At 68.3% G+C, this 11,481-nt stretch carries 11 protein-coding genes and 1 pseudogene; 6 read left to right on the forward strand and 6 right to left on the reverse strand.

All coding sequences use genetic code 11. The annotated features are described in order from the left end of the window. The first annotated feature begins 8 nt into the window (after positions 1-8). Complete coding sequence (locus AWC17_RS22010) at positions 9-782, forward strand: site-2 protease family protein (RefSeq protein ID WP_046184820.1); 774 nt, start codon at positions 9-11, stop codon at positions 780-782. Between the two features lie 40 nt (positions 783-822). Next, complete coding sequence (locus AWC17_RS22015) at positions 823-1,716, forward strand: cation diffusion facilitator family transporter (protein ID WP_046184821.1); 894 nt, start codon at positions 823-825, stop codon at positions 1,714-1,716. A 6-nt stretch (positions 1,717-1,722) separates the two neighbouring features. Here AWC17_RS22015 and AWC17_RS22020 read toward each other — a convergent pair whose 3' ends face one another. Further along, positions 1,723-2,136, reverse strand: a complete 414-nt coding sequence (locus tag AWC17_RS22020) for a DUF3151 domain-containing protein (RefSeq protein WP_046184822.1) — start codon at positions 2,134-2,136, stop codon at positions 1,723-1,725. 123 nt (positions 2,137-2,259) lie between these two features. On the opposite strand from AWC17_RS22020, the gene AWC17_RS22025 reads away from it, so the two are divergent. Further along, positions 2,260-3,096 (forward strand): Rv0361 family membrane protein, encoded by an 837-nt coding sequence (locus AWC17_RS22025; protein WP_046184823.1) that lies wholly within the window; start codon positions 2,260-2,262, stop codon positions 3,094-3,096. Between the two features lie 78 nt (positions 3,097-3,174). On the opposite strand, the gene fbaA is transcribed toward AWC17_RS22025, so the two are convergent. After that, the gene (gene fbaA / locus AWC17_RS22030) at positions 3,175-4,209 is read right to left on the reverse strand and encodes a class II fructose-bisphosphate aldolase (protein ID WP_046184824.1); all 1,035 of its coding nucleotides are present in this window, start codon (positions 4,207-4,209) and stop codon (positions 3,175-3,177) included. A gap of 83 nt (positions 4,210-4,292) precedes the next feature. Between fbaA and AWC17_RS22035 the strand changes: the two genes are divergently transcribed. After that, the gene (locus AWC17_RS22035) at positions 4,293-4,985 is read left to right on the forward strand and encodes a DedA family protein (RefSeq protein WP_046184825.1); all 693 of its coding nucleotides are present in this window, start codon (positions 4,293-4,295) and stop codon (positions 4,983-4,985) included. 20 nt (positions 4,986-5,005) lie between these two features. On the opposite strand, the gene AWC17_RS22040 is transcribed toward AWC17_RS22035, so the two are convergent. Continuing rightward, positions 5,006-6,355, reverse strand: a complete 1,350-nt coding sequence (locus AWC17_RS22040; RefSeq protein WP_046184826.1) for a 3-oxoacid CoA-transferase — start codon at positions 6,353-6,355, stop codon at positions 5,006-5,008. Continuing rightward, positions 6,352-7,482 carry a glycoside hydrolase family 76 protein gene (locus tag AWC17_RS22045; RefSeq protein ID WP_046184827.1) on the reverse strand — a complete coding sequence of 377 codons (1,131 nt, stop codon included), beginning with the start codon at positions 7,480-7,482 and terminating at the stop codon, positions 6,352-6,354. Before AWC17_RS22045 ends, AWC17_RS22040 begins: the two co-directional genes overlap by 4 nt. 27 nt (positions 7,483-7,509) lie before the next feature. Between AWC17_RS22045 and AWC17_RS22050 the strand changes: the two genes are divergently transcribed. Together AWC17_RS22050 and eutC are read left to right on the forward strand one after the other, a co-directional pair. Further along, complete coding sequence (locus AWC17_RS22050) at positions 7,510-8,916, forward strand: ethanolamine ammonia-lyase subunit EutB (RefSeq protein WP_046184828.1); 1,407 nt, start codon at positions 7,510-7,512, stop codon at positions 8,914-8,916. Beyond that, positions 8,916-9,665, forward strand: a pseudogene (gene eutC, locus AWC17_RS22055) (ethanolamine ammonia-lyase subunit EutC); the annotation flags it as partial. The gene AWC17_RS22050 and the pseudogene eutC, both read left to right, overlap by 1 nt. Here the strand turns inward: eutC and AWC17_RS22060 are convergent. Further along, complete coding sequence (locus AWC17_RS22060; protein ID WP_046184829.1) at positions 9,634-10,824, reverse strand: vWA domain-containing protein; 1,191 nt, start codon at positions 10,822-10,824, stop codon at positions 9,634-9,636. The pseudogene eutC and the gene AWC17_RS22060 sit on opposite strands and share 32 nt — an antisense overlap. 6 nt (positions 10,825-10,830) lie before the next feature. Next, a complete protein-coding gene (locus AWC17_RS22065; protein ID WP_085165084.1) occupies positions 10,831-11,478 on the reverse strand; it encodes an SRPBCC family protein in 648 nt (215 codons plus the stop codon). Positions 11,479-11,481: the final 3 nt, after the last annotated feature.

The raw sequence follows: 11,481 nt of genomic DNA on the forward strand, positions 1-11,481 counted from the left end.
TTCGACCGGTGAACCTGCCCGCCCGGCACGAATCGGTGCGACCCAGCCCCATCTTCCTGGCCCTGGTGGGCTTGACGGCGGTCGGCGGCGTGCTGGCCTGGCTGGCCGGGACGAGCGTGCGACCGCTGGCGTACTTCGGGGTGTTCACCTTCGTCATCGCCGGCTGGTTGGTGTCGCTGTGCCTGCACGAATTCGGCCACGCGGTGACCGCCTGGCGATTCGGCGACCACGACGTCGCCGTGCGCGGATACCTGACGCTGGATCCGCGGCGCTACAGCCATCCCGCCCTGTCGCTCTTGCTGCCGATGGTGGTCATCGCGCTGGGCGGGATCGGCCTGCCGGGCGCCGCGGTGTACGTGCGGACCTGGTTCATGACGCCGAACCGGCGCACCCTGGTCAGCCTGGCGGGCCCGGCGGCCAACCTGGTGCTGGCCGTGCTGCTGCTGGCGCTGACGCGGGTGTTCTACGACCCGGCCCATGCGGTGCTGTGGGCGGGGGTGGCGTTCCTGGGATTCCTGCAGCTGACCGCGCTGGTGCTGAACCTGCTGCCCATCCCGGGTCTGGACGGGTACGACGCCCTGGAACCACACCTGAGTCCCGAGACGCAGCGCGCGGTGGCGCCGGCCAAGCAGTGGGGCTTTTTCATCCTGCTGTTCCTGCTCTTGCCGGCCAGCCATTGGTTCTTTCAGATGGTGCTCTGGCTGTTCGAGTTCTCCGGGGTGCAGCCGTGGCTGGTGTCCGCGGGCAACATGCTGACCCGCTTCTGGAGCCGCTGGATCTGACCCTTGCTATATATGCGTGAATCCGCATATATTGCACGGCATGGGCGCCGGCCACAATCACAGTCCCGCCGAGACCGACGGGTCCCGGTTGATTCCCCGCATGATCATCGCCGCCGTGATTCTGGCGGCGTTCTTCGTCGTGGAGTTGACCACCTCGTTGCTGATCAACTCGATCGCGCTGCTGGCCGACGCGGGCCACATGCTGACCGACGTCGTCGCGGTCTTCATGGGCCTGGCCGCCGTGACGCTGGCCCGCCGGGGCAGCTCGTCACCGTCGCGAACCTACGGCTGGCACCGGGCCGAGGTGTTCACGGCGGTCGCCAACGCGGGCCTGCTGATGGGGGTCGCCCTGTTCATTCTCTGGGAAGCGATCCAGCGGCTCCGGGAAACACCGTCGGTCCCCGGCGTGCCCATGATCGTGGTCGCGCTGGCCGGGCTGCTCGCCAACCTCGTGGTCGCGTTGCTGCTGCGGTCGCACTCGGGGCAGAGCCTGGCGGTCAGGGGCGCCTACATGGAGGTGGTCGCCGACAGCGTCGGCAGCCTGGGCGTGCTGATCGCCGGTGTGGTGACGGTGACGACGCACTGGCCGTACGCCGACGTGGTGGTCGCCGTGCTGGTTGCGCTGTGGGTGCTGCCGCGGGCGATCTCGCTGGCCCGCGACGCGTTGCGGATCCTCTCCGAAACGTCACCGACCCACATCGACGTCGAGGAGCTGCGCTCGGCGCTGGGCGCCGTCGACGGCGTGACCGAGGTGCACGACCTGCATGTCTGGACGCTGTCGCCAGGCAAGGACATGTGCACCGCGCACTTGCGGAGCACCGGCGACTCCACCCGGGTGCTGCAGGAGGCCCGTTCCGTGCTTTCGGCCCGCGGGCTGCAGCACGCCACCGTCCAGATCGACTCGCCCGACACCGGGTGCTCGGAGACCTTCTAGGAGCTATTAGAGCCCCAGCGCGGGGCGAGCCGCGGGGTCGCAATCGTCGAGCAGGTCCAGGCAGCGCATGTACTCGTCGGGTTCGCCGATCGTGTCGGCCGCCCGCGCCAGGGCCGCCACGCACCGCAGGAATCCGCGGTTGGGCTCATGCGAATACGGCACCGGGCCGAAGCCCTTCCAGCCGTTGCGCCGCAGCTGGTCCAGGCCGCGGTGATAACCGGTGCGGGCATACGCGTAGGCGGTGATGGCCTGGTCGTCGGCCAGCGCCTGCTCGGCGAGCGCCGCCCAGGCCACCGACGCCGAGGGGTGCGCGGCTGCGACGATCCCGGGTTTCTCGCCGGCGAGTAGTTCCGCCTCGGCGTCGGGATCGCCCGGCAGCAGGGTCGGGTCAGGTCCGAGAAGGTCTCGCATCGGCGTCATGGCTCCTATTCTGCAGCTGCCCCGATTCGTCGGGGTGCCGGACCTCAACCATCACCCCATCGAGGGGGGCGGGTCGCTAAGCTCTCCAACTACCCCACCCGATAGCGGAGGACAGCAGTACTCATGCCCCATCCACCCGAGCCCGAACGCGGCGGCACGCCGAATCCGCCTGGGCACGAATGGGCCGCGCAATCAGGCGAAGACGCGACCGAGAGCGTGCCGCTGGTACCGAGCGACTCCGAGACCGAGACCGTGGTGATCAAACCCGATGCCGGCGGCGCTCCGAGGGATCCCGAGGAGGATGCGGACGGCCAGCCGCGCGAACGCCGCTTCACCGCGCCCGGTTTCGACGCGAAAGAGACGACGGTGATCGCCACCACCCCGGAGCCCGCCACCGAAGTCTTCGCTTCATCGCCAGGGCCGGAGGGCCCGACCGCACAGCTCGGGACGCCTCCTAAACCTGCTGTGCCGCAATCGATCCCGCCACGACCCGGGGGAAAGCTGCGCACCTCTCGCCAATTCAACTGGGGCTGGGTGCTGGCGCTGGTGGTGATCGTGCTGGCGTTGGCCGCGATCGCGATCCTGGGCACGGTGCTGCTCACCCGCGGCAAACACACGAAAGTATCGCAGGAGGACCAGGTTCGGACCACCATCCAAAGCTTCGACACCGCGATTCAAAAGGGTGATCTGACCACGCTGCGCACCATCACCTGTGGCACCACCCGCGACGGGTACGCGGACTACGACGAGCATTCGTGGGATGAGACCTACCGCCGAGTGTCGGCGGCCAAGCAGTATCCGGTGATCGCCAGCATCGACCAGGTGGTGGTCAACGGCCAGCACGCCGAGGCCAACGTCACCAGCTTCATGGCCTACGACCCGTCGGTGCGGTCGACCCGCAGCCTGGACCTGCAGTACCGCGACGACCAGTGGAAGATCTGCCAGTCCCCCAGCGGCTAACGCTCCTTGCGCCGAGTGTGAAGCTAGCTTCACGTTGGGCGCCGAGTGTGAAGCTAGCTTCACGCTCGAGCTAACGCCCTAGGCGCTCAAGGACTTTCCGGCGCAGTGCAGGTCGTCGCAGGCCTCCACCACGCGCTCGGTCATCGAAGCCTCGCCCTTCTTGAGGTAGCTGCGCGGGTCGTAGACCTTCTTGGCGCCCACCTCGCCGTCGACCTTCAGCACACCGTCGTAGTTGCTGAACATGTGACCGGCGATCGGCCGGGTGAACGCGTACTGGGTGTCGGTGTCGACGTTCATCTTCACCACGCCGTAGCGCAGGGACTCCTCGATCTCCGACTTGAGCGAGCCCGACCCGCCGTGGAAGACGAAGTCGAACGGCTTGGCGCCGTCGGGCAACCCCAGCTTGGCCGCGGCCACCTGCTGCCCCTGGGCCAGGATGTCCGGGCGGAGCTTGACGTTGCCCGGCTTGTAGACGCCGTGCACGTTGCCGAACGTCGCGGCCAGCAGGTACTTGCCGTGCTCGCCGTGGCCCAGCGCGTCGATGGTCTTCTCGAAGTCCTCCGGCGTGGTGTACAGCTTGTCGTTGATCTCGTGGGCGACGCCGTCCTCTTCGCCGCCGACGACACCGATCTCGATCTCCAGGATGATCTTGGCCGCCGCCGCCGCCTTGAGCAGTTCCTGCGCGATGGCCAGGTTCTCGTCGATCGGCACGGCGGAGCCGTCCCACATGTGCGACTGAAACAACGGGTCCTCACCCGCCGCCACCCGCCGGGCCGAGATAGCCAGCAGCGGGCGCACGTAGCTGTCCAGCTTGTCCTTGGGGCAGTGGTCGGTGTGCAGCGCGACGTTGATCGGATACCTGGCCGCGACGACGCGGGTGAACTCGGCCAGCGCCACCGCGCCGGTCACCATGTCCTTCACACCCAGGCCGGAGGCGAACTCCGCACCGCCGGTGGAGAACTGGATGATGCCGTCGCTGCCGGCGTCGGCGAAGCCCTTGATCGCGGCGTTGACCGACTCCGAGGAGGTGCAGTTGATGGCCGGGAAGGCGTACGAGTTCTCCTTGGCGCGCCCCAGCATCTCGGCGTACACCTCGGGCGTGGCGATGGGCATGAGAACTCCTCTGCAGGCCGGGTGCACCCAGTATCGTCCAGGATGGTCAAGCGCTCACCCCGAAGCCGGTATCTTGAGGAATCGTGAGCACCACCGTGACGGCCCTGCCGCACATCTTCGACCCGATGTATTGGCTGGGCGCCGACGGCGTCTTCGGGTCCGCGGTGCTGCCCGGCATCCTGGTCATCGTCTTCATCGAGACCGGCCTGCTGTTTCCGCTGCTACCCGGCGAATCGCTGTTGTTCACCGGCGGACTGCTGGCCGCAGGCCCGAACCCACCGGCCAGCATCTGGGTACTAGCCCCCGCCGTCGCCACCGTGGCGATACTGGGCGATCAGACCGGGTATTTCATCGGCCGGCGGATCGGCCCGGCGCTGTTCAAGAAGGAAGACTCCCGGTTCTTCAAGAAGCACTACGTGACCGAATCGCACGCGTTCTTCGAGAAATACGGGCCGTGGGCGATCATCCTGGCCCGGTTCGCGCCGTTCGTGCGGACGTTCGTCCCGCCGGTCGCCGGGGTGTCCTACATGCGCTACCCGGTGTTCCTGGGCTTCGACATCGTCGGCGGCATCCTCTGGGGCGGCGGTGTGACGCTGGCGGGCTACTTCCTGGGCAACGTGCCGTTCGTGCACCACAACCTGCAGAAAATCCTGCTGGCCATCCTGGTCGTCTCCTTGACGCCGGTGTTCATCGCGGCCTGGCGAAACTCCCGGGGACGCCGGCAACCGGCGGCCGAGCCCGACAAGGAGCCCGAGCGGCTGACGACACCCGAGTAGCGGCCGCGTTCGGGGCGAGCTCAGACCGCGACTCTGAAGTCGCAGCCGGTGTTGGCGCGGACCTCCTCAACCGTCACTCCGGGATGCAGTTCGGTGAGCGTCAGCCCCTGTCCCGGCTCGACGTCGAAGACACACAGGTTGGTGATGATCATGTCGACCACGCCCTTGCCGGTGAGGGGCAGCGAGCATTGCCGGAGGATCTTCGGGCTGCCGTCCTTCGCGGTGTGGTCCATGATCACGATCACTCGCTTGACACCCGACACCAGATCCATCGCGCCGCCCGGCCCCTTGACCATCTTGCCCGGCACCATCCAGTTGGCCAGATCACCGTTCTCCGCGACCTCCAGCGCACCCAGGATGGAAAGGTCAATGTGACCACCGCGGATCATCGCGAATGAATCGGCGCTGCTGAAAAAGCTGGACCCGGGGAGACTGGTGATGGTCTGCTTACCCGCGTTGACGAGATCGGGGTCGACGGTGTCTTCGCTCGGGTACGCCCCGATGCCGAGCAAGCCGTTTTCCGATTGCAGCGTGACGCTGATGTTGTCGGGAATGAAGTTGGCCACCAACGTCGGAATGCCGATGCCGAGGTTCACGTAATAGCCGTCGCGCAATTCCTGGGCGGCGCGCTGCGCCATCCGCTCGCGAATGGGGCTGTCGTGCTTCAGCGCGGCACCACTGCTCGTCGTGCGGAACTCGATGCGCTTCTCGTAGCCGGTGCCCTCGATGATGCGGTCCACGTAAATGCCGGGGGTATGGACCAGGTCGGGATCTAGGTCGCCGACCTCGACCAGCTCTTCCACCTCGGCTATCGTCACGGCGCCGCAGGTGGCGATCATGGGGTTGAAGTTGCGCGCGGTCTTGCGATAGACGAGATTGCCTGCGCTGTCGCCCTTCCACGCCTTGACGATCGCCACGTCAGCCCGGATGCCTTCTTCCAGTACGTATTCGGTGCCGTCGAAGACCCGGGTGTCTTTCCCTTCCGCGAGAGTGGTTCCGTAGGCCGTGCGCGTATAGAAGCCGGGAATGCCCGCGCCGCCGGCGCGCAACTTCTCCGCCAGCGTGCCCTGGGGCGTGAGCGCGAGGTCCAGCTCGCCGGCCAAGACCTGGCGCTCGAATTCCTTGTTCTCGCCGACGTAGGAGGCGATCACCTTCTTCACCTGCCTGCCCTTGAGCAGCAGACCCATGCCGAAATCGTCAACACCGGCGTTGTTTCCGACGATGGTGAGGTCCTTGATGCCGCTGTCGACCACCGCCTGGATCAGCTTCTCCGGAATGCCGCAAAGACCGAAACCCCCGGCCGCGACGGTGATGCCGTCCTTCAGCAGGCCTTGCAGTGCCGACTCGGCGTCGGGGTGGACTTTACTCACTGAGCGCTCCTGTCCTGGTGCGGCGATTCGGCGGTGACGTTACAGGCGGCCTCCATCAGCATCCACCCCGACAGCTGCACCGACAGGTCCCGTTCGGCCACCTCGGAACTGTTCACCGCGCCGTCGACGAACTCCGCCTCGCCGGCGGCCTGGGTGGGCAGCTGGGCGTCGCGGTCCCAGAACGGGCCGAACAGCGGCAGCCCATCCACGGTTTGCCGGTAGTCCCACGCCGACTTCGCGCTGGCCAGCACGATCCGCCGGGCGGTGTCGCGGGCGACGGCGTCGTCGGCCGAGTCACCCGGCAAGGTGGTGGCGACCAACGCGAGGTATCGCGCCGTGACGCCGGAGAACAGGCCGCCGTCCCCGCCGCCGGCGCCGGAAAGCACGCCCGTCGGCGCCATGTGTTCGGCGACGGCCGCGACCAACCGGTGCACCCGGGGCGCGTGCCGATCGTCATGGGTGCGGGCCGCGAGTTCGGTTTCCAAACCGAGCACCACGCCCTGGCAGTAGGTGTACTGCGCGCGGACCAGCGAACCGGCTTTGATGCCGTCGAACACCAGGTGCGTCTCCGGGTCGATCAGCGTGCGGTCGATCCAGTCGGCCATCTGCTGGGCCCGCCGCATCCGGTGTCCGTAGCGGGCCAGGAAGATCCCCGCCGGGCCGTTGGCCGGGGCGTTGAAGAACTGGTCCTGCTTACGCCACGGGATCCCGCCGCCGTCCTCAGGCACCCACGCCTTGAGGAACTCCTCAGCCAGCTTGGGCAGCGCGCGATGGCGCTCGACGCCGGCGATGCGGGCGGCGCGTTCCAGCGCCAGCGCCAGCCAGGCCATGTCGTCGTAGTAGCTGTTGGTCCAGCGGAAGTTGTTGCGCAGCCGGTGCGAGCGGACCTGCCGGTTGATCTTGGTGTGCCGTTCGGGTTGCGGGTCGCGCAGCTGCGCGTCGACCAGGCAATCCAGCAGGTGCGCCTGCCACCAGTAGTGCCAGGTGCCGAATGAGGAGTCCCGCCGCGTCGGCGGCCACGCCACCACGCCCAGCTGCGTTCCGGGCAGCCCCCACAGTCGTTTCAGGTGTCGTTGCGCGACAGCGGCTTCGGAGCTGGCCGCCCGGTTGGCCCATAGCTGATCCATACCGCCGATCCTGCCTCATACTGAAATATGCGCTATCGGCAAACCCTTTCGGGGACCACGCACACCTTCGAGGGGCTGGTCGACGTGATGGCGAAGGCGACACCGCTGCGCTCCGGCGACCAGCTCGCGGGTTGCGCCGCCGGATCCGACGCCGAACGGGCCGCGGCGGCGTGGGTACTGGCCGATATACCGCTGGCGACGTTTCTCAACGACGTGGTCGTGCCGTATGAGACCGACGAGGTCACGCGGCTCATCATCGACAGCCACGACCGCGAGGCGTTCGGCCCGATTTCGGACTTGACCGTGGGCGGCTTGCGCGACTCGCTGCTGGATACGGCTTGCCGCGACGACAGCGCGGCGCGGATCGCCGCGATCTCCCCGGGACTCACGCCGGAAATGGTTGCGGCGGTATCGAAGATCATGCGCAACCAGGACTTGATCCTGGTGGCCGCCGCGGCGACGGCCACCGCGGCATTCCGCACCACGATCGGTTTGCCGGGCACGCTCGCGACCCGGCTGCAACCCAACCACCCCACCGATGACCCACGCGGGATCGCCGCGGCACTGCTCGACGGCCTGCTGATGGGCTGCGGTGACGCGGTGATCGGCATCAACCCCGCGACCGACTCGCCGCACGCCGCGTCGGACCTGCTGCACCTGCTCGACGACATTCGCCAGCGGTTCGCGATTCCCGTCCAGTCGTGCGTGCTGTGCCACGTCACGACGACCATGGAGCTGATCGACCGGGGCGCGCCCGTCGACCTGGTTTTCCAGTCGATCGCGGGCACTGAGGGCGCCAATTCCTCGTTCGGGACCACCATCGCGATGTTGATGGAAGCCAACGAGGCCGCCCGGTCGCTGCGGCGCGGCACCGTCGGCGACAACGTCATGTACCTGGAGACGGGGCAGGGTGCGGCGCTGTCGGCCGGGGCCCACCTGGGGGTGGGAAACAAGCCGGTCGATCAGCAGACGCTGGAGGCGCGCGCCTACGCGGTGGCCCGGGCTCTGCAGCCGCTGTTGATCGACACCGTGGTCGGATTCATCGGACCGGAGTACCTCTACGACGGTAAGCAGATCGTCCGCGCCGGGCTCGAAGACAACTTCTGCGGGAAGCTGCTCGGCCTGCCGATGGGCGTCGACGTCTGTTACACCAACCACGCCGAAGCCGACCAGGACGACATGGACACGCTGCTGACCCTGCTGGGCGCGGCGGGCACCGCGTTCGTCATCACGGTTCCCGGTGCCGACGACATCATGCTCGGCTATCAAAGCCTGTCCTTCCACGATGCGTTGTACGTGCGAAAAGCGTTGGGGCTGCGTCCCGCACCCGAATTCGAAGCCTGGTTGGCCGGCCTGGGCATGGTCGACCCCGACGGCCGGATCCTTCCCGTCGACCTCGCGACGTCGCCGCTGCGCGCACTGGCAGCCGGCTGATGGACGCCCCGAATCTGCCTTCGGACAACGACATTTGGGCGCCGCTGCGGGCGATCACGCGGGCGCGCATCGGACTCGGCCGTGTGGGAAACTCACTGCCGACCCGGCGCGTCCTGGAGTTTCAGGCCGCGCACGCCGCGGCGCGCGACGCGGTGCACGACCCCCTCGACGTCGACGGCCTCGTCCAGCGGCTGCACGACGTCGGCATCGACGAGCCGCTGCGGGTGCGCAGCCGAGCTACCTCGCGCAGCGAGTACCTGCGCCGGCCCGACCTCGGTCGCAGCCCGGCCGACCTGTCAAATCTGCCAACGACCAAGGCGGACATCGGTTTTGTCCTCGCCGACGGGCTCTCACCGCGTGCCCTGACCGACCACGCCGCGGGCATGGTGGACGCGCTGGTGCGCGAATTCGACAACCGCTACCGGATTGCCCCGCTGGTCATCGCGACCCAGGCGCGTGTCGCGCTCGGCGACCACATCGGTCAAGCACTCGGCGTCACAACGGTTCTCGTGCTGATCGGTGAGCGCCCGGGGCTGTCGGTCGCCGACAGTCTGGGCATCTACTTGACGCATCGACCGGCGCCGGGGCTCACCGACGCCGACCGCAACTGCATCTCCAACATCCATCCGCCCGACGGCCTCGACTACCCGACGGCGGCTTCGGTCGCCGCCGCGCTGGTGGCCGGGGCCCGCAAGCTCGGCCGCTCGGGCGTCGCCCTCAAAGACACAACGCGAGCAGCAATTGGCGCAGCCCAGTCAGGGAATGCGCAGGCAGAAGTAGATCGCAGTACGGCAGTGCCGCGGCCATCGAGCCGGCCAGCGGCTGGAATTCCTGCTGTGCCGCACGCGGATTGAGCCAGACCAGTAACTCGGCGCGGCGCCGCAGCCTTTCCATCGCGTGCGCGAGCACATTCGGCGGATCGCTGTCCCAGCCGTCCGAGGCGATGATCACCACGGCGCCGCGCAGCACGTTGCCATGTGGCGGGGCCAGCAGGGCGGCCACGCTGCGGCCGATGAAGGTGCCGCCGTAGCGGTCGGTGACTTTGGCGTTGGCCCGTTGCAGCGCCACCTCGGCCGACCGGTGCGACAGCACCGCGGTGAGCCGGGTCAGCGACGTCGAGAACGCGAAGACCTCGGCGCGGGCTCCCGCCTGGCGCGACACCGCCCGCATCAAATGCAGATACACCGCGGCGTAGGGCTGCATCGAGCGGCTCACGTCGCAGACCAAGACGATTCGCCGCGGCTTGCGGCGGGGTCGCGTCCGGGCCAGCAGCACCGATTCCCAGCCGGTCTTGCGCGACGCGTTCATGGTGGCCCGCAGGTCGATTCGCTTGCCCGCGTGACTGGGCTCGAATCGCAGGCTGCGCCGACGCGGCCAACGCGCGACGGTCGCCTCCAGCCAGATGCCGAGCAGGCGGAGGTCTTGCGCGTCGAAGCGGTCGAATGGTTCGTCAGCCAGCGCGGCGATCCGGCTGGGCAGCACGTCCGGCAGCAGCAGGCTCGAGCCCGCGGTACCGTCATCGGCCGCCAGCGCCCGCGTCACCCACGGCAACTTGTGGGCGGAAGTAGACCCACTGCCGGCCGGACGCAGTGTGCCGGCCGCGGGCGTTTTGGGGCCGGGCAGCGGCAGGGGCGTATCCGGGCGGCCGGTACCGTCGGGTTCGGCTGCGCCGAAGACCGCCGCGAAGACCGCGTCGAAGGCGCCGAGATCCTCCAACCGGTTGACCAACGTCAGCCTGGCCGCCCAATAGAGTGCGGTTGTGTTCTCCGGCGCCAGCGTTCGCAGCGCCTGCACGAAGCTCGCCGGGCCGCTGGCGGACACCAGCACTCCCACGCCGCGCAGCCGCGCGACCAGTGCCGCCGCGAACGCCGCCAGATCGACGCCCCGCAACAGCAAGGGAGTGCCCACGGGGCGCTAACGCCTCCGGCCGAGCACCCAACCCAGCAACAGCGCGGCGAGCACGGCCAGCACCAGCGGGGCATACTTCTTGAGCTGGTCGCCGCCGGCGAGCTCGAGCAGATCGATGGGTTCGGGCTCGGCGGCGGGAGCGGCGTGGCGCGGCTCCGGGATGCGCCCGACCTGCGACGGGCCCTCCGGTGTGGCCGGCGCCGGCACCGATTCGGCGGCGAGCTTGGCTTCGAGCGACTCCACGAACTGCCCCAGCAGCTTCTCCGACACCTGCTGCAGCATGCCGCTGCCGAACTGGGCCAGCTTGCCGACGATCTTCAGGTCGGTGTCGACGGCGACGCTGGTCTTCTCGCCGTCCGCCTGTAGCTGGGCGGTGACCGTCGCGGCCGCGTTGCCGGTGCCGCGCGTCTCCTTGCCCTTGGCGTCGATGACCGCGCGGTACTGGCCGCGGTCCTGCTCGACGAAACGGACCTTGCCACTGAACTCGCTGGTGACCGGCCCCACCTTGACCTTGACCTTGCCGGAATAGTCCTCACCCTCGTGGCCGGTGAGCTGCGCGCCCGGCATCAGCGGAATCACCTGCTCCAGGTCGCACAGCACGTCCCAGGCCTGGTCGATCGGCGCGCTGACGGTGAACTGGTTGGCGATCTTCATCCG

It is taken from the genome of Mycobacterium nebraskense (assembly GCF_002102255.1).
GTDB lineage: Bacteria > Actinomycetota > Actinomycetes > Mycobacteriales > Mycobacteriaceae > Mycobacterium > Mycobacterium nebraskense.